At 33.6% G+C, this 19,230-nt stretch carries 19 protein-coding genes and 1 rRNA gene; 9 read left to right on the plus strand and 11 right to left on the minus strand.

The window, feature by feature from the left end:
- Positions 1-211 precede the first annotated feature (211 nt).
- From dnaN to RMO83_RS06305, 6 genes are all read right to left on the minus strand, one after another.
- Positions 212-1,330 (minus strand): DNA polymerase III subunit beta, encoded by a 1,119-nt coding sequence (gene dnaN, locus RMO83_RS06280; protein ID WP_310558821.1) that lies wholly within the window; start codon positions 1,328-1,330, stop codon positions 212-214.
- A gap of 339 nt (positions 1,331-1,669) precedes the next feature.
- Entirely contained in the window at positions 1,670-3,355 is a 1,686-nt protein-coding gene (gldG, locus tag RMO83_RS06285; RefSeq protein WP_310558822.1) for a gliding motility-associated ABC transporter substrate-binding protein GldG, read from the minus strand.
- Positions 3,355-4,080, minus strand: a complete 726-nt coding sequence (gene gldF, locus RMO83_RS06290) for a gliding motility-associated ABC transporter permease subunit GldF (RefSeq protein WP_310558823.1) — start codon at positions 4,078-4,080, stop codon at positions 3,355-3,357. The genes gldG and gldF overlap by 1 nt, the downstream gene beginning before the upstream one ends.
- A gap of 146 nt (positions 4,081-4,226) precedes the next feature.
- The gene (locus RMO83_RS06295) at positions 4,227-4,508 is read right to left on the minus strand and encodes an antibiotic biosynthesis monooxygenase family protein (protein ID WP_310558824.1); all 282 of its coding nucleotides are present in this window, start codon (positions 4,506-4,508) and stop codon (positions 4,227-4,229) included.
- A 47-nt stretch (positions 4,509-4,555) separates the two neighbouring features.
- Complete coding sequence (locus RMO83_RS06300) at positions 4,556-5,032, minus strand: DUF1493 family protein (RefSeq protein ID WP_310558825.1); 477 nt, start codon at positions 5,030-5,032, stop codon at positions 4,556-4,558.
- A gap of 63 nt (positions 5,033-5,095) precedes the next feature.
- Positions 5,096-5,923 (minus strand): SAM-dependent chlorinase/fluorinase, encoded by an 828-nt coding sequence (locus tag RMO83_RS06305; protein ID WP_310558826.1) that lies wholly within the window; start codon positions 5,921-5,923, stop codon positions 5,096-5,098.
- 126 nt (positions 5,924-6,049) lie between these two features.
- On the opposite strand from RMO83_RS06305, the gene RMO83_RS06310 reads away from it, so the two are divergent.
- The 5 genes from RMO83_RS06310 (at position 6,050) to RMO83_RS06330 (ending at position 10,427) form a co-directional block, all read left to right on the plus strand.
- Positions 6,050-6,553, plus strand: a complete 504-nt coding sequence (locus tag RMO83_RS06310) for a hypothetical protein (protein WP_310558827.1) — start codon at positions 6,050-6,052, stop codon at positions 6,551-6,553.
- Between the two features lie 20 nt (positions 6,554-6,573).
- Positions 6,574-7,524, plus strand: a complete 951-nt coding sequence (locus RMO83_RS06315; RefSeq protein WP_310558828.1) for a PhoH family protein — start codon at positions 6,574-6,576, stop codon at positions 7,522-7,524.
- Between the two features lie 521 nt (positions 7,525-8,045).
- The gene (gene tnpA / locus RMO83_RS06320; protein ID WP_310558829.1) at positions 8,046-8,507 is read left to right on the plus strand and encodes an IS200/IS605 family transposase; all 462 of its coding nucleotides are present in this window, start codon (positions 8,046-8,048) and stop codon (positions 8,505-8,507) included.
- 87 nt (positions 8,508-8,594) lie between these two features.
- Positions 8,595-9,407, plus strand: coding sequence for a Cof-type HAD-IIB family hydrolase (locus RMO83_RS06325; RefSeq protein ID WP_310558830.1), 813 nt, complete (start codon positions 8,595-8,597; stop codon positions 9,405-9,407).
- Between the two features lie 69 nt (positions 9,408-9,476).
- Positions 9,477-10,427, plus strand: a complete 951-nt coding sequence (locus RMO83_RS06330) for a phosphoribosylaminoimidazolesuccinocarboxamide synthase (protein WP_310558831.1) — start codon at positions 9,477-9,479, stop codon at positions 10,425-10,427.
- A gap of 158 nt (positions 10,428-10,585) precedes the next feature.
- On the opposite strand, the gene RMO83_RS06335 is transcribed toward RMO83_RS06330, so the two are convergent.
- Positions 10,586-10,966, minus strand: coding sequence for a PUR family DNA/RNA-binding protein (locus RMO83_RS06335; protein WP_310558832.1), 381 nt, complete (start codon positions 10,964-10,966; stop codon positions 10,586-10,588).
- 70 nt (positions 10,967-11,036) lie between these two features.
- Positions 11,037-12,797 (minus strand): ABC transporter ATP-binding protein, encoded by a 1,761-nt coding sequence (locus RMO83_RS06340; RefSeq protein WP_310558833.1) that lies wholly within the window; start codon positions 12,795-12,797, stop codon positions 11,037-11,039.
- Positions 12,798-12,954: 157 nt separating this feature from the next.
- Here RMO83_RS06340 and nusB point away from each other — a divergent pair, with 157 nt between their 5' ends.
- Complete coding sequence (gene nusB, locus RMO83_RS06345; RefSeq protein ID WP_310558839.1) at positions 12,955-13,866, plus strand: transcription antitermination factor NusB; 912 nt, start codon at positions 12,955-12,957, stop codon at positions 13,864-13,866.
- Positions 13,867-13,913: 47 nt separating this feature from the next.
- Positions 13,914-14,186: a preprotein translocase subunit YajC gene (yajC, locus tag RMO83_RS06350; protein WP_310558834.1), complete on the plus strand. Its 273-nt coding sequence runs from the start codon at positions 13,914-13,916 to the stop codon at positions 14,184-14,186.
- Between the two features lie 77 nt (positions 14,187-14,263).
- Here the strand turns inward: yajC and RMO83_RS06355 are convergent, their stop codons facing one another.
- The 3 genes from RMO83_RS06355 to RMO83_RS06365 all read right to left on the minus strand — a co-directional run bounded on the left by RMO83_RS06355 (position 14,264) and on the right by RMO83_RS06365 (position 17,664).
- On the minus strand, positions 14,264-14,749 hold the full coding sequence (locus tag RMO83_RS06355; RefSeq protein ID WP_310558835.1) for a hypothetical protein: 486 nt from the start codon (positions 14,747-14,749) through the stop codon (positions 14,264-14,266).
- Positions 14,750-14,918: 169 nt separating this feature from the next.
- The gene (gene pepT / locus RMO83_RS06360) at positions 14,919-16,166 is read right to left on the minus strand and encodes a peptidase T (RefSeq protein ID WP_310558836.1); all 1,248 of its coding nucleotides are present in this window, start codon (positions 16,164-16,166) and stop codon (positions 14,919-14,921) included.
- Positions 16,167-16,575: 409 nt separating this feature from the next.
- Entirely contained in the window at positions 16,576-17,664 is a 1,089-nt protein-coding gene (locus tag RMO83_RS06365) for a M42 family metallopeptidase (RefSeq protein WP_310558837.1), read from the minus strand.
- Between the two features lie 85 nt (positions 17,665-17,749).
- Here RMO83_RS06365 and RMO83_RS06370 point away from each other — a divergent pair, with 85 nt between their 5' ends.
- Both RMO83_RS06370 and RMO83_RS06375 read left to right on the plus strand, forming a co-directional pair.
- Positions 17,750-18,427: a DUF4294 domain-containing protein gene (locus RMO83_RS06370; RefSeq protein WP_310558838.1), complete on the plus strand. Its 678-nt coding sequence runs from the start codon at positions 17,750-17,752 to the stop codon at positions 18,425-18,427.
- 717 nt (positions 18,428-19,144) lie between these two features.
- Positions 19,145-19,230 (plus strand): 16S ribosomal RNA (locus RMO83_RS06375); the annotation flags it as partial.

Genomic DNA, 19,230 nt, shown 5'->3' on the forward strand with positions numbered 1-19,230 from the left:
TATTTTGCCTAACATATTGCCACTTTTTTATACCGAAATATACACTTTTTGGCGATTTAAAAGTACTGTTTTCAACTGAATTTAATCACAAGTTATTAACAATCAAATTGTTAATTCATTTTTAAGGAATGACTATTTAAACATAAAAAAAAGCCACAATTTCAATTGAAATTCGTGGCTTTTTAAATATAAAAGCATTTGGTTAGTTAGCTTAGTTATTTAACATTACAGGCATCACAAGCATGGTTACCGTTTCGCCTTCTTCTAATCCGTCCACTGGAGTTAAGATTCCGGCCCTGTTGGGCAATGACATTTCAAGCATAATCATATCCGATTGTAAGTTGGTTAACATTTCTGTAAGGAAACGAGAGTTGTACCCAATTTGCATATCGTCTCCTTGATAATCGCAAGTCAAACGTTCTTCTGCTTTGTTCGAGTAATCAATATCTTCTGCAGAAATGTTCAATTCAGCACCCGCAATTTTCAAACGAATTTGGTGCGTAGTTTTGTTAGAGAAAATAGCAACACGACGAACAGAATTCAAGAACTGTGTTCTGTCAATCATCAATTTGTTTGGGTTTTCTTTGGGAATAACCGCTTCATAGTTTGGATATTTTCCATCAATCAAACGACACATTAATACATAATTGTCGAACGAAAAAGTCGCATTCGAATCGTTGTATTCAATTTTTATTTCGGCATCCGAAGCGCCCAAAATGTTTTTCAAAATAGTCAAAGGTTTCTTTGGCATAATGAAATCAGCCACTTGCGAAGCCGTCACATCAGTTCGAGCGTATTTCACTAATTTGTGAGCATCGGTGGCTACAAATGTCAATCCTTGAGGAGAAAATTGGAAGAAAACACCAGACATTACCGGACGTAAATCATCGTTTCCGGCAGCAAATATCGTTTTGCTGATAGCGGTTGCCAAAACATCGGCAGGAACTAAAGTTACTGATGGTTCGTCTAAGTTCACTGATTTTGGAAACTCTTCTCCTGGAGCATAAGCCAAAGCATATTTTCCAGAATTAGAACTAATTTCTATCGTACTATTTTCTTCAACGGTAAAAGTCAAGGGTTGTTCCGGAAATGTTTTAAGGATTTCCAAAAGTAATTTAGCTGGAACAGCAACGCTGCCTTTGCTTGTAGAATCAATTTCTAAAGTGGCAGACATCGTAGTTTCTAAATCCGAAGCAGAAACCGTTAGTGTATTATGATCCAACTCAAAAAGGAAGTTATCCAAAATAGGCAAAGTATTACTACTGTTGATAACGTTTCCTAGAACTTGTAATTGTTTTAATAAGTACGAACTCGATACTATAAATTTCATATATTTTGTTTTATTTTTTGGGCGTGAATTTTATTCAAATTCCAAAATCAATGTAGCTACAAATATATCGTAAACTATTCTAGAATAAAAACTTTTTTTATTAACATTACTAACCAGATTTCTTTAAATAATTTTTAACCACATAGAGTAATGAAAAATATAATAATCAAAGATTTTCATAGGCACTATATTTACTCATAGCTATGAAATCTATGACAAGCAAAGCGTCCTTAGCTATTTACAAATAACTATTTTTCTATGTGGTTTAAAATTTATAGTAATTTAGTTTCTAGTTAGTACACATGAAATGTTTACAATAATTTCAATTGAACTAAGATACTACTTCGCATATTTTTTCTTTCTAAGAAAGGTAAAAAGAACTCCAAAAAGCCCTAAAACCAAGAGTGGAAGCCCAATTGTTAGGATTTGTGTACTGGTATAACTTTCATAAACTTTTTCTTTATCCAATAAAGGCAAATCGAGGTCTTTGCTTCGAATGTTAATAAGTCCAGTATCATCCAGTAAATAATTGACGCAATTCATCAAAAAATCCTTGTTGTCATACAAATTTCCGGAGCGCTGATCGTATCCCAATTCTACAGGTTGAAAGTTTTTATCCAGTTGGTTTCGAATCAAATCACCATCCGAAATCACAATCATTTTATTGTCCTTGCCTTTGGCTTCAAATGATTTTTGGTTAAATGGCAACACCCGATTTTCAAACATCGAATGAAACGAACCTTCCAGCAAAACCGAAAGCGGAATATTTCCCGTATTCAAATAATGATTGGGAGAGGTTTCTTCCTCCACAATTTTCAAATTAATTTCTACTGGCGAACCAATTCTTTTCGAATATTGTGATGATTGCAGTAACACCGTTTTCTTAATTCCATTCTTCAAAGTATCGATACCGCTAGTAAAATCGAACTTGATTCCACCCAAGTTTTTCACAATGGGATGTTTGCTGATAGGATACACTTGAGGGGCAAATTTCCAGTTGAATTCCTGATATTGTGTCGCACTTCCTGCTTCGCCCGTGGCTAATTTTATTGGACTTCCTCGCTCGTCTTTTACCAAATCAGGATTAATTCGAAACCCGTATTTGAAGAACATATCGTTCAAATTCAAATCTCTAGGAAACGCCAAAGTTGCACCATAATCATTGTACAAACTGTCCATTTCCATATTGACTTGATCCACTAACCACAAGGTTTTTCCACCATTAACGATAAATTGATCCAAGACTTGTTTCTCAGCATCGGTGAAGGTTTCTGTTGGTTTGGCAATAACCGCCAAGTCGTATTTTTGCAAGGCGTCCAAACTCCCCAGTGGGTTTTTGGCTACTGAATCTAAAGTAAAAGGTCCAATGTGGTAACTTTCACGAACCTGCATCAGGAATTTGGCAATTTGCACATCTTGCAATTCACCGTTTCCTTTGATAACGGCTACTTTTTTCTGTCTTTCTTTCGTGATTTTGTTGATGCCATCGGCAATGGAATATTCCAAATGTTGGACAGAACCAATCACTTTTTGAGTTGTGGAAGCGCCCATTAAGTTTTTCAACAAAGGAATATTGACTTCTTTATTGTTGTAAACCGCAATCGCCCAAGGAAAAACCATTGCTTGTGATTGTTTGCCTTTGTCGTCAACGGTAATGTTGATTGGTGTGAGTCCTTTTCGATACAATTCCTTGATGTTGTCCATACTTTCTTCTTCATTTTCCAACGGATCAACGAATTCGAAAATAATATTTTTGTTATAGGCTTGAAATTCTTCGAATAAATCACGGGTTTCACTTTGCAAACGCTTGAATTCCGCAGGTAAATCGCCTTGCAAATAGATTTTCACGTACAACGGATTTTGCACTTGTTTGATGATAGTCAAAGACGTGGTCGAAAGCGTATATCTTTTGTCTTTGGTTAAATCGAAACGGTGGAAAAAATAACCGCTAATTAAATTCAAAAACAAGAGAATGGCAATGACAATCAACAGTGATTTGATATTGTTTTTATTAGAAGCTGTCATTACGATTTAATGGATTTTAAGTTATAAACTGTAAATGATAGAAACAGGACCGTAATGCTCACACAATAGACCACATCTCTAGTGTCAATAACACCACGACTCATACTTTTGAAATGATCTTGCATTCCAAAACCAGAAATTAAACCCTGAAAACTAGGAACAAGCGTAGCCACACCTTCGAATCCAAAATAAAAGAAGAAACACAAAAACACCGAAACGATAAACGCCACGATTTGATTTTCCGATAGGGTAGAAGTGAAGATTCCAATAGCAGAATACCCTGCAATCAGAAAGAGTAATCCAAAATAAGAACCCATTGTGCTACCCATATCGATATTGCCTTCGGGCGAACCCAAACCAGCAATGACCCAAACATAAATAAAGGTTGGAATTATTGCCATAACGATTAACAACATTGAACCGAGGAACTTTCCGTTCACGATTTGCCAAATACTCAAAGGTTTCGTCAGCAACAATTCCAAGGTTCCCTGTTTTTTCTCATCTGAAAAACTGCGCATCGTCACGGCAGGAATCAAGAAAATCAGAATCCACGGTGCCAATGTAAAAAACGGACTCAAATCAGCAAAACCGCTATTCAAAATATTGTATTCTCCTTCGAAAACCCAAAGGAACAATCCGTTTCCAATAAGGAAAACGGCAATCACCAAATACCCAATCGGCGAACCAAAAAAGGATTTTATTTCTCTTACTACTATTGATTTCATATTGTCATTGCGAGGAACGGGCGCCATCTGATCCTCATTTATAATTAATAAATTTTGCCACAAAGACGCTAAGGCGCAAAATTTTATTGTTATCTTTTACTTAATATTTCACACGTTGCTAATTCCCCCTTTGGGGGTTAGGGGGCTTATTTATCAACGCTCCAAGCTTCGGGTTTATCGTTGAATAATTTTTTTGTAAAGCCCCAAACTCCATTGAAAAGCTCCGATTGTCTATAATTTTCCAAGTCTTCTTCTGTTTCCCAATAACTGTAGGTAAAGAAAATAGATTTGTTGTTTTTGTCCTGATACAATTCCAATAAACGGTTTCCCGGCGCGTTTCGTATTTTGTCTTTATTTATTTCGAAGTTTTCCAAAAAAGCAGGAATATTTTCTTCGTGAAAGGACATTTTTACTATTCGTATGAACATTTACTTTAGGATTGAAGATTAACGATTTTTGATTTCAGATTTAATATTTAGTCAAAAACAAATTTGACATTTTCTCTTAATAAAAAGTTTCCATTAATTTTTGATGTAATTAAATCTCCCATTGTTAAATCAATTCTGCCTGATTTGTATTCTCTTAAAAAGAAATTGAAACTATCGATTTTGTCTGAATATTTTTTTGAATATAAGATAATTACATAAGCTAAAATTCCTTTAAGGATAAATAAAGGAATAAAAAAAACTGATAGTATTGACCATATGCTCATAGTCAATTCTCCTTCGCTTTCAAAATGCTCAGCATAATTGAAATTAGAAAAGTCTAAATTATATTTTGTAATAAAACTATCTAATAAATAATAATTATCATCACCCACAAGACTTAAATCATTTGCTATTTTTGATTTATTGGAAATATTTTTTTCTCCAGACTTATCTTCAAGAAATTGTTGTACTTCAAGATAATTCTGTTTCAAATTTTTAAAACTTATTTTTATAATTGTTTCCATATTATGATGCTTTAAATCCGAAATCAAAAATCGTTAATCTTCAATCTAAAATCAAAAAAATATTTAAATAAACACAATATTAATAACATCCCTATAATTCAATCCCAACAAGCTATTGGCCGAGCCAAATTTTGCTGGATTACTCTTGAAAATAGCAATTTCTAAATAACCAGCTTCGTTAAAAATCGCCAGTTTTTCGCCTTCATAATTCTTGAGAGGATATTTTTCAGAACTCGCAATCGACGAGTAATTGGGCAAAATGGACTTGATTTTTTTGTTTTTAAAGCTTATTTCATAAGGTCTTCCTTTGGCAACGTCCAGAAATTGTTTTTTGGAAATATTGGTCACCACATTACCAAAATGGTCGATATAAATCACATAGCCTTTTATCGAACTTCCGTCATTGGCGGGAACGGCTTGCAATTCGGTGACTTGTTTGATAGTTTTTATTTCTTTGCCAATCACATTGAGCAAACCGCCTTTGGCAATATGACAAGCCACTTTCACGAAAACATCCAAATCGGTGGCATCACTCGGCAAACGGTCGTGAATATTGATAGTAACTATTTTTTGGGCGACAATTTTTTGCGAAAGCATACTCAAAATACCATTATCAGCGGCAATAAAATAATGATCATTCCATTGCATTACTATATGTTGGTTTTCTTTGTTGAATTCCATATCCACACCGATAATATGCACTGTACCTTTTGGAAAACTGGAATACGCAGCTCCAATAATGTAACTGGCTTCTAACGTGTTAAATGCATCAATGTAATGTGAAATATCAATAATAGTCGCCTCTGAATACTCGGATAAAATTTTCCCTTTCAAAGCGCCAACAAAGTGGTCTTTCAAGCCGTAATCGGTAGTAAGGGTAATTATTGACATAAAATTGTTTATAAATAAAATGCGAATGCAAGCTAAAACTCATTAAATTTGAGAAATGCAAAGCTAAAGTATTTTAGGCTTTTATTAATTAAAATTTTGTAATTTGAATTTAAGATAAACCCCAATATGATTAAACCATTATTTGTCCTCTTACTTTTCTTTTGCATTTTGCAATCTCATTCTCAAAAATTAGCATACTCGTCAAATGGAACTATATTAAATTCCGAAAACCAACAAATTTCTCACGACCTAGTTAGAGAATTATTAAAAGACAATCAAAAATTATTAGCCGATTATAATGCTGGAAGATCTAAAAAAACAGCTGGAAATGTGCTGCTTATTGGAGGTTCAACATTAGTTTTAGCTGATTTATTGAGTGGAGTTTTTTCTGATGGAAACACCACAGTTACTGGAAATTCAATACAAACCGAGAGAAATTATCCTTCTGCATTAACTTTTGTTGGATTAGCAGCAGTGGTAATTGCCATTCCTGTCAAAATAGGTTTTTCCAAAAAAATTAGAAATGTAGTTACTGAATATAACAATCAAATTGCTACTGGATACATTAAACCAAAACTAGATTTAATTACCAATTCGAATGGAATTGGATTGCGATTTACCTTAAATTAATAACTTAAAAACTACCGCTTTTGAACGAAAGAATCATCGAGCTCATAGACATCGCTCCAAAAGATTTTTGGGGCGCTCAAGACACTCATCTTGAAATGATTAAAAAGTATTACCCCAAACTTAAAATTGTTGCCCGAGGAACCACTCTGAAGGCTTTTGGCGAAAAAGAAGTTTTAGATGAGTTTGAAAACCGCTTCAACCGCTTGATGCTGCATTTTACCCGTTACAACAACATTGATGATAATGTGATTGAACGTGTGCTACAAAGTACGATTCAGGATTATGCAAAGGGTTTTGGTCACGACAAAATCTTGGTACACGGTGTTGGAGGAAAAATCATCAAAGCGATGACTCCCAATCAGCAATTGTTGGTGGACACTATGGTCAAAAACGATATGGTTTTTGCCGTTGGTCCAGCAGGAACTGGGAAAACTTACACAGGAGTTGCAATGGCTGTAAAAGCATTGAAAGAAAAACAAGTCAAACGGATTATTTTAACTCGTCCCGCGGTCGAAGCGGGTGAAAATCTTGGTTTTCTGCCAGGGGATATGAAGGAAAAACTAGATCCGTATATGCAACCTTTGTATGATGCTTTGCGTGATATGTTGCCCAACGAAAAGTTGGAAGATTATATTTTGAAGGGAATTATCCAAATTGCACCATTGGCATTTATGCGTGGGCGAACCTTAGATAATGCCTTTGTAATTCTTGATGAAGCTCAAAATACTACCCATTCGCAAATGAAAATGTTCCTGACACGTATGGGAAAAAATGCCAAGTTTATGATTACTGGCGATCCGGGTCAAGTCGATTTGCCTCGACGAACGATTTCGGGATTGAAAGAAGCCATTTTGGTTTTGAAAGATGTAGAAGGAATTGGCATCATTTATCTGGATGACAAAGATATCGTGCGCCATCGCTTGGTCAAAAAAGTGATTGATGCGTACAAGCAGATTGAGAATCACGATTAGAATTATGAAATATAAAAGATATATATTTTTTGCTATCTTTTTTATAGTATTGATTTCGATATTTTATAAAATTGATTTTTACAGTTCTCTAATACCAGGATGGCATACCACTATATATCCTATTTGGGAGGTAGTTTTTTTTATAATGGCTTTGTTGATATTGTCAATATTGTCAATTATAATTTTCTTGAAATCATTAAAAAGCTTGATTAGATTTTCTTCAAAATTATAACTAACGGCAGCGCCGTTACATATTTATAGAAATTGATTTTGTTTGAAATAATATTCGACCCCAGCCGGGGTCGAATCCATATAACTGAAATTGTTTTCTATAAATATGAAATCCCTCTAGGATTTTTGTTATCATTAATTTTTTATAATTACAAACAACGGCGACGCCGTTGTATATTTATAGAAAATGGATTGGGATAGATTTCCGACCCCGGCTGGGGTCGCATACATGAAATTGAAATTGTTTTTATATAACATTGAATCCCTAGGGGTTTTAAAATAAAATCATAATGGCGAATACCTATTCCCAAATATACATTCAAGTAGTTTTTTCGGTTCAAAATCGAAAAGCTTTGATTCACGAATCTTGGGAAACGGAATTGTATAAATATATTACGGGAATTGTTCAAAATAAAGGTCAAAAATTGATTGCCATAAACGGAATGCCGGATCATATTCATATTTTTATTGGAATGAAACCCAATTCTTGTCTTTCGGATTTAGTTAGAGAAATTAAAAAATCTAGCAATTCTTTTATCAATGAAAAGAAATTGACAAATGTTCCATTTAATTGGCAAGAAGGATTTGGGGCGTTTTCATATAGTTTCAGCCAAATAGATACTGTAGTAAATTATATTAAAAATCAAAAGAGCCATCATCAAACGAAATCATTTAAAGAGGAATACCTTGAATTTTTGAATAAATTTGAAATTGAGTATAAAGAAGAATATTTGTTTGATTGGTTAGATTGATTTTTTATCAAAATGCTTTAGAACTTTCCATTGCTAACCGCTTCAGAATTGAATAAATTGACTTTTCTTAAAACGGTGATTTAAAAAATGAGTATCAAAGAAAGATTTAAAGTTATCATTAGTGATTTAGACGGGACATTACTCAACAACGAACACCAAATTTCCGATTATACTAAGACTGTTTTCCAACAACTTCACGACGAAAAGTACTTACTAATTGTGGCAACAGGTCGTCATCATCTTGATGCAATGCCGCTTTTGGAAGACTTGGGTTGTTCTTTCTATTTGGTAACTTCAAATGGAGCGCGGATTCATTCGCCTACAAAAGAACTTATTTATTCGTTTGACATAAAAAGTGAAGCCATAAAATCGATTTTGGATTTGGATATTGATTCTGAGTTTACAACAGTTTTGTTCAAAGAAAAAGTTTGGCAAACCAACAAGGAAAATAAAAAGCTGAATAGTTTTCAAACCATAATGAATTACCCGTTTGAGATTGTTGATTTTAAAACGGTTAAAGATTTGAGTGCTATAAAATTATTTTTTACACATAATGAACATCATAAATTGTTAGAACTCAGAGACGAAATTATGAAAGACCATGCCAATGAATTTCATTCTGCTTTTAGCCTTCCGTTTTGTTTGGAATTTATGGACAAATCGGTTGATAAAAGTGTTGCCATTACTAAAATTTTGGAAATCGAAAATCACACTTTCGAGCAATCTATAGCTTTTGGTGATGGTTTCAATGATGAAAGGATGCTAATTTCGGCTGGAAAATCTTTGATTATGGAAAATGCTGTTGAGAGTTTTAAAAACAAATTTCCCCAATTAGAAGTGATTTCTTCTAACGAAAAAGATGGCGTTGCATCTTATTTATCAGCGCTACTTTTGTCGTAATTAATCTCGAATGATGCTTTTTGGCTCGAAAATATTTCTAAATTTGCATTCATAAAATAAGATGACTACATGAACACTATAACTACAACGAATTTCAATTTTCCGAATCAAAAATCAGTATATCGAGGCAAAGTAAGGGAAGTTTACAATATCAATGATGAACTTTTGGTTATGGTTGCCACCGACAGGCTTTCGGCTTTTGATGTGGTTTTGCCAAAAGGAATTCCGTACAAAGGTCAAATCCTGAACCAAATTGCTACTAAATTTATGGAACTGACTCAAGATATTGTACCCAATTGGTTAATCGCAACACCCGATCCAAATGTAGCTGTGGGTCATTTGTGCGAACCTTTCAAAGTCGAAATGGTTATTCGTGGTTATGTTTCAGGTCACGCAGCTAGAGAATATGCCGCAGGAAGAAGACAAATTTGTGGCGTTACAATGGCCGAAGGATTGAAGGAAAACGACAAATTCCCAGAACCGATAATTACGCCAACCACCAAAGCGGATAATGGTTCACACGACGAAGATATTTCACGTGAGGATATTTTATCCAAAGGAATTGTTACTGAGGAAGATTATTTGGTTTTAGAAAAATATACCCGAGCTTTGTTTCAAAGAGGAACTGAAATTGCTGCCAGTCGTGGATTGATTTTGGTCGATACCAAATATGAATTTGGTAAAACCAAAGACGGTGTTATTGTACTAATTGACGAAATTCACACTCCAGATTCTTCTCGTTATTTCTATTCCGAAGGGTATCAAGAAAGACAAGATAGGGGAGAAGAGCAAAAACAATTGTCGAAGGAATTCGTACGTCGTTGGTTAATTGAAAATGGTTTTCAAGGTCAAGAAGGACAACAAATCCCGAATATGACTGACGAATATATCGAAACCGTTTCTGAAAGATATATTGAATTATACGAAAATATCTTAGGTGAAAAATTTGTAAAAGCGGATGTTTCTAATATTTATGACCGAATCGAAAAGAATGTTTTAGGGTATCTAGAAAAACTATAGAAACCTGTAAAATACTATTTTTAAGGAATCATCTCAAGCCCTGAGACTGCTTCTTTCTTTTTTAATAAAACAATTTTCCATAAAAAAAAGTCTGAAAATATTTCGACTTCCAAACTGTTTTAGTTTTGGTTAGTTATTTTTGGTTTTTGTATTACAATTTAAATGTCATCGAATTCGATATTAGTAAAACTAGAAGTCGAAGGAATATTATCTTCATCCAATTTGTCTGAATCATATTCCTTTTTGAAATCTTTTTGATGTCTTTCCGAAATTACTTCTTCGCCTTTGTGGTTTAAAACATAAGAAGTCATTTCTTCCAAAATTTCCGTGAAAGCAGTAAAATCTTCTTTGTATAAGTATATTTTGTGTTTTTTGAAGTGAAAGGAACCATCAGCTTCGGTAAATTTCTTGCTTTCGGTAATCGTAATATAATAATCATCCGCTTTTGTAGCTCTCACATCAAAGAAATACGTTCTTCTTCCAGCTCTTAAAACTTTAGAAAATATCTCTTCTTTTTCTAACATATCATTTTCTCTCATAATCCTTCTGTCAATTTATTGTTGCTAAGCAGTATTCAAAAATCTAAAAAATAGTTGTATTACACAACAATTATTGCAATTCTTTTTCAGAAAGTTGTTTCAAATATAGTGCAGCATAGTAACCTTCTTGATTTATTAATTGATTATGAGAACCTTGCTCAATAATTCGGCCTTCGTCAAGAATTATAATCCGATCTGCATTTTTTGCAGAGGAAACTCTATGACTTACAATGATAGTGGTTTTGTCCTTGCAAATTTCCTGCAGATTATTCAAAATAGCTTCTTCGGTTTCGGTATCAACTGCGGATAAGCAATCATCAAATAATAAAATTTTTGGATTTTTGATGACGGCTCTAGCAATAGAAACCCTTTGTTTTTGTCCGCCAGAAAGTGTGATTCCTCTTTCTCCAAGAATGGTTTCGTATTGTTTGTTGAAGCCCATTATATTGTCGTGCACGACAGCACTTTTTGCAGCAGTTGATACTTCTTCGTCCGTGGCGTTTTCTTTGCCAAATTTGATATTGTTTTTGATTGTATCTGAGAATAAGAAAGCATCTTGTGACACAATTCCTATGTTGTTTCGCAAATCGTATAGATTGACTTCGCTGATTTCTTTTTGGTCAATCGTAATTTGACCTTCGGTTACATCATACAATCGAGAAATCAGCGAAATAATGGTCGATTTTCCTGAACCGGTTTTTCCTAAAATCGCCAATGTTTCACCTTTTTGAACAGTAAAAGATACGTTTTGCAATGCTTTTATATTGGTATCTTCATAAGTGTAGCTCACATTTTCGAAAGAAATTGCACCTTCAATAATTGATTTTTCGGGATTTTTGTTTTGAATTTCCGGTACAATTTTAAGGAATTCATTGATGCGTTTTTGCGAAGCTTCGGCCTCTTGAACCATAGACGAAACCCATCCTAAAGATGCCACAGGCCAAGTTAACATATTTACATACAAAATAAATTCAGCGATAGTACCAATGCTTTTGATGGTGCCGTTAATGTACATTAAACCTCCAAAATAAATCACAACTAAGTTGCTTATTCCAATGAGAGCCAACATTAATGGTCCAAATAAAGCTTGAATTTTGGCTAAATTTAAACTTTTTCTTTTGCTTTCATCGGACAATTCAATCATATTATTTTGATGTTGCTCTTCTAATGAATAGGCTTTTATTACTCTAATTCCAGAGAAAATTTCTTGGGTGAAACTCGAAACTTTGGATAAATATTGCTGAAAAATAGTGCTTTTTTTATTGATTTCAGAACTTATTTTGAAAATAGCATACGACAAAAGAGGTAATGGGAGCAAGGTATACAAGGTCAGTCGAGGCGAAACATTAAACATATAGCCGATAACAATGGCGAACCGAATTACAGTGTTTATGGTGTACATAACAGCTGGACCAACATACATTCGCACTTTTGAAACATCTTCGCTGATGCGGTTCATCAAATCGCCAGTTCGGTTTTGTTTATAGAAATTCTGCGATAAGTTTTCGTATTGTCTAAAAACTTCATTTTTCAAATCGAATTCGATGTGGCGTGACATTACTATTAGTGTTTGACGCATCAAAAAGGTAAGGAAACCAGCAATTATGGTGGTGGCAATAATCAGTAAAATATTATAAATCAGTTCTTGCTGAATTACAGCTTTTGTTACCGATTTGTCTTTCGCAAATTCTTCGATTATGGTGAAGGATTTGCTTATTAATTTGGGTGTAAACAACGAAAATATTTGCGCAATTATAGTAATGACAATGCCAAATAAAAAGCTGTATTTGTATTGGACAAAATATTTGTTTAAATATCGTAATTCTTTCATCTGGATTTGTATTCTTTAAGAATTCCAAAGGTAATATGAAAATTAGATATTTTTCAGGTTTAATTCTATTTTAAAAAATGAAATTCTTATTTTTGCCAACTAATTAAATAAAAGTTCTTACAAGGTGGTAAACAGAAGACACATTCGCGTTAAGGTTATGCAATCCATTTATGCGATGCATCAAAATGGTTCAGACGATTTGGAAAAAGAAGAGAAATTCCTTTTTTATAGTATTGACGCCATTCAAGATTTATACCTTATAATGCTTTCTTCATTAATCGAAATCTGCAAAAAAGAAACTGATTTTTTGCACAAATCCAGTCAAAAACATCTCGCCACTGCACAGGAGCGTAAACCCAACGAAAAGTTTATTAAAAACGCTATTTTTCAAATCCTAGCTGAAAATAATTCGTTGAGTATTGGTCTTGAAACGCGTAAAATCAACAATTGGGCATTGAATGATGATTATATTTTGCTGCTTCTTAATGACATTAAGCGAAGCAAATTGTATGTAAAATATATGGCCAATGCGATTAATACATTCGAAGAAGATAAAGAATTTATTGTCAATTTGTTTCAAGAGGTAATTGTTCCAAATGAAAAATTATACGACTATCTCGAAGACCATAAACTGACTTGGATTGATGATATTCCTGTTGTAAATACTGAAATTATCAAACAATTAAAAGCCTTGAAACCAGTTGAAGAAGGAAATTTTAGGATTCCAAAATTATTTAAAGACAATGAAGACCGGGATTTTGTTAAAGATTTATTTAGAAAAACAGTCTTGAACGAAAAGGAATTGGCCAAAGAATATGTTGATAAAACTCCAAATTGGGACAGCGAAAGAATTGCCGAAATCGACACGATTATCCTGAAAATGGCTATTTGTGAATTCCTGAAATTTCCTTCGATTCCAATAAAAGTTACTCTAAACGAATATTTGGAATTAGCAAAGGAATATTCTACGCCAAAAAGCAGTATTTTTATAAACGGAATTTTAGACAATGTAGTCAAAGAACTCCAAACCGATAACCGAATTCAAAAAGTGGGTCGTGGATTAATGTAAATTCAAACAAAAAACAATAAATAAACAACAAAAAATAATTAAAAATTATGGAACAGTTAACTCAATTTGCACCTTTTTTATTAATGTTTGTGGTCATCTATTTCTTTATGATTAGACCACAACAAAAAAGAGCTAAAAACGAAAAAGAATTCGAAAGTGCATTGAAAGTAGGTGACAAAATCATCACCAAAAGTGGGCTTCACGGTAAAATTGCTGAGGTTGCTGAAACTACAGTAGTTATTGAAACTATGGCTGGAAAATTGAAAATGGAGCGTTCTGCGATTTCAATGGAAATGAGCGCTGCATTGAACAAAAAATAGAAAAAGCGCCAATATTAAAAATCCCAAATTTCAATGTTAGCATTGTAATTTGGGATTTTAATTTTAAAACAACTTTATTATTTCTTTTTATTTTTTTTGTTCTTCTTTGCTTTTGCAGCTTTCGCTTTAGCCTTTTTTTCTTTTGCTTTCGCTTTTTCTTTCGCTTTTTTAGCTTTTTCCTTTTTCGCTTTTTTCGCCTTTTTGGCTTTAGCTTTCGCTTTTTCTTTAGCCTTAGCTTTTTGCTCTTTTTCTTTCTCTTTCATCTTATTTTTTTCCTTTTTTGATTTTTCCTCTATTATAATTATAGTTTCTTCTGTAAGTACAACTTCAGGGGTTTCATCAACTACAGGGATTTCAATAGCGGGCTTAACAACCGCTCTAGATGATCTTGGAGCTCTAGGAGCTCTAGGAGCTCTTGGTGCTACTACTGTTTTTGATGCTGGTGCAGTATTAGGTGCTGTTACTTTTCTCGGAGCTCTTGCTGTTCTAGGTTTTGGAATTGCTACTTCTTTAGGTGCGTCTTGCGTAATTTCATTTGTAATCTCTTCATTGTTTTCGTCCATAATGCTGTTTTTTAGATGATAAATTGTTTGTGTTAATTAATTGTAAATTAATTGTAAACAAATGTAGTAAATTTATCAATTCGCCAATGTTAAGTTTTTCCTTAATTAATTATCAAAAAAAAACCAGAAAATGATGGTATTTTAATCAATATTTTAAATTTTTTATTATTTATTTTGAAACAGGAATAGCGACTAGTTCTGCTATTCTCACAATTACATCAACTGCCTTTTGCATACTTTCAACGGGAACATATTCGTATTTTCCGTGAAAGTTATGGCCGCCTGCAAAAATATTAGGGCAAGGCAAACCTTTGTAAGACAATTGACAACCGTCAGTTCCGCCACGGATGGGTTTTATGATGGGTTTTATTCTCAAATCTTTCATAGCTTTTTCGGCAATATCTACGATATGTTTTACGGATAAAACCTTTTCTTTCATATTGTAATATTGGTCTTTTATTTCAGCAATAACAATATCTTCCCCAAATTGCTTAACGAATTTCTTATTGAATTTTTGACTGATTTTAGTAATTAACTCTTTGCGTTTTTCAAATTTTTTCTTGTTGTGGTCTCTAATAATTACCTCCAAAACGGTTTCTTCTATGCTTCCTGTTAAATTATGGACGTGAAAAAATCCTTCGTAACGGCTGGTTTCTTGCGGAGTTTCACCTTTTGGTAATTCATTGATGAAATCATTGGCAATAAGCATCGAATTGATCATCTTGCCTTTGGCATAACCTGGATGAACGCTTTTTCCTTTGAAGGTTATTTTGGCTCCAGCCGCATTGAAATTTTCGTATTCCAATTCGCCTACTTGACTTCCGTCCATTGTGTACGCCCAATCGCAGCCAAATTTTTCAACATCAAAATGATGCGCGCCACGACCAATTTCTTCGTCAGGCGTAAAACCCACTCTAATTTTTCCGTGCTTGATTTTTGGGTTTTTAATCAGGAATTCCATTGCTGTAATAATTTCGGTGATTCCAGCTTTATCATCTGCTCCTAAAAGCGTAGTTCCATCCGTAGTAATTAGCGTTTGACCTTTGTATTGCAATAAGTCTTTGAAATATTTTGGTGATAAAATAATATTTTGCTCCGCATTTAGCACAATGTCACCGCCATCATAATTTACAACAATTTGAGGTTTTACGTTGGCACCAGTAAAATCGGGAGTGGTATCAAAATGTGAAATAAAACCTATTGTCGGAACTTCGTGGTCAACATTTGAAGGTAAAGTAGCCATAATATAAGCCCTTTCGTCAATGCTGACATCTTGCATCCCAATTACTTTTAATTCTTCGACCAATTTGTTGGCTAAATCCCATTGTTTTGAGGTGCTTGGCGTAGTTTCCGAACTTGAATCTGATTCTGTGTCAATAATGACGTAGCTTATAAAGCGGTCTATGATTTGTTGCATTTGATTTTGTTTTCAACAAAGATACAAATAGGAATCATTTTGCGATGCAAAGTTAAGCAAAGATCCGTTTTTGATGGTACAAATTGAATTTTTAGATCTTCAATAATAAGCTACTACTTTTTAACTTAATTTTCGGATGTAATTTTTTTATCTTGTAAACAAAACAATCAATACTTTCCAAAACCACGATCATCTCATCCTTGCAAAATACTGCAACTCTTTTGTTTACTATCTTTGCGAAAAGTAGATTAAAATAGGAATTTCTAGTCTAAAGAATTATTATTCACGAAGTTATTTGTAAAGCGAAAAAGGGCGGAATTCGGTTTTGCAGTAAGTGTTGGATATAAAAAAAATCCTTTCTTTTATAATGTCAAAAGAAAAGGATTTTAAACATTGAGAAAGCCAAGTACTATTTAAAATACGAAAATGTTTCGTTGTTTTCCATCTTTAATAAAGTCTCATAAATCAATTTTATAACGTTTTCCACATCCTCACGATGCACCATTTCAACCGTAGTGTGCATATAACGCAATGGTAACGAAATTAATGCCGAAGCCACACCACCATTGCTGTAAGCAAAAGCATCGGTATCAGTTCCTGTTACTCTTGAAGAGGCTAATCGTTGAAAAGGAATCTTTTTCTCATCCGCAGTATCTAATATAAGTTCTCTTAAATTATTCTGAACCGCTGGTGCATACGTAATTACCGGACCTTTACCAATTTTTATTTCACCCTCAATTTTCTTGTCAATCATTGGAGTAGTAGAGTCATGGCAAACATCAGTGATAATGGCAACATTTGGTTTGATGGTTTTGGTAATCATTTCGGCACCACGAAGTCCTACTTCTTCTTGAACGGAATTGGTAATATACAAGCCAAAAGGGAGTTTAATTTTGTTTTCGTGCAACAAACGAGCTACTTCGGCAATCATAAATCCACCCATTCGATTATCAATGGCACGACAAACAAATTTGTTTTCGTTCAAAACCATAAATTCATCGGGATACGTAATCACACAACCTACATGAACACCCAAAGCATCCACTTCCTCTTTTTTGGAACAACCAATATCAATGAATAAATTATCGATTTTTGGAGTTTCTTCTTTGCTGCGATTACGAGTATGAATCGCTGGCCATCCAAAAACACCCTTTACAATTCCTTTTTTGGTATGAATATTTACGCGTTTCGAAGGTGCAATTTGATGGTCAGAACCACCATTTCTAATCACATAAATCAATCCGTCGTCTGTAATATAATTCACATACCAAGAAATTTCATCGGCGTGACCTTCAATAACTACTTTGTAAGGGGAATCAGGATTAATAATTCCCACAGCAGTTCCATAAGTATCCGTAATAAATGTATCTACATAAGGCTTTACATAATCCATCCAAAGTTTCTGACCCGAACTTTCATATCCAGTAGGAGATGCATTGTTTAAATAGTTTTCTAAAAAGGTAAGAGATGACGTTTTTAATATCGATTTTGAACTCATAAAATTTAATTTTTGGCTAAATTAAAAAATTGGCATTACAGTTGTACATAAATGTATAATTTTGTAACATAAATTTATTGCAGCTATGAAGATTACTACGTTTTTTTTGATTTTCCTTTTCTCAATTATTTCGGCCAATGCGCAAATAGTTCAAAAAGACACTACTAAAATCGGATATGTCATAAAAGAAAACGACACTATATTCAAAGATACCATACAATTAGAAGAAGTAGTTATTTTCAAAGGAAAAATAGATGTTGAGTCTAAAAAACAATTCGAATTGCTCAAAAACCGAGTTTATAGAACTTATCCTTATGCGAAATTAGCGTCCGATCGATTGACAACACTCAATAAAGGGTTGGCAAGTCTCAAAACCAATAAAGAAAGGAAGAAATATTTTAAGATAGTCGAAAATTACCTTAATAACGAGTTCGAAGCCCAACTCAAAAAACTTTCTCGTAAACAAGGGCAGATACTTATTAAGTTGATACATCGTCAAACAGGTATAACAACTTATGAATTAGTAAGAACATTAAAAAGTGGATGGACAGCATTTTGGTCCAATACCACAGCCAAAATGTTTGATCTTAACATGAAAACAAAATATTTGCCCTACGAAGTCAACGAAGATTATCTGATAGAAACCATATTAGTAAGAGCCTTCGAATCACGTAGATTAATTAATCAACCACCAGCAAATCCAGTCAATTATGATGACCTGACCGATTTTTGGTTAAACAAAGCCGCAAAATCAAGCAAGTAGTTTCTTTTGGCGTTACCCTTTATACAATAGAAGCTGCTACTTAATCGTTAGCAACTTCTATTGTATAAAAGGTCGGGCTATCCGTTGCAATCTATTGTGCCTCCCGATAGCTATCGGGACGGCACAATAGGATTTCCACTATTATCCCTAACGTAAACACAAATAGTATTTCACTATTAACATCTTTTTTCAAATCTTGAATCTGTTAATTTATGAGAAATACCACTTCGTTCATTGCTAAGAAGTCGGATAGACAAAAAAATTTAGATTTCAACTTTCAGGATTTCAGTCTGTTAAAAAATACTTTTAAAAAACTTCCAAAAAACACTTGTGCAACTCAATAATTGAAGTACTTTTGCGCCCGCATTGAGAGACAAGTTCTTATAAAGTTTTGAAAAAATAATCAAAAAAAGTGGTGTGAATTATTAAGATTTTGTATGTTAGTGTCCCCAAAAAAATATTTTTGATGATTTAAATTTTATTTCAAAAATAAAATATTTTTTCCTTGCCAGAACAAAAATAAATGTTACTTTTGCACCCGCTAACCGCGAGGAAGGCGAACAAATAAGATAAGACACGTTCCTAGACATATTGAATTGACAGCCGTTCCGATGCAAATCGGAACAAATATAAAGAGAGTAAGAGAATCGGAAGATTTAGAGAACCACTAGAATTTGAGTCGAATAACAATAGCTTAATTTATTAAGCAAACAATATACGATGAAGAGTTTGATCCTGGCTCAGGATGAACGCTAGCGGCAGGCTTAACACATGCAAGTCGAGGGGTAAGGTAGCAATATCTG

It is taken from the genome of Flavobacterium sp. (assembly GCF_031423415.1).
GTDB lineage: Bacteria > Bacteroidota > Bacteroidia > Flavobacteriales > Flavobacteriaceae > Flavobacterium.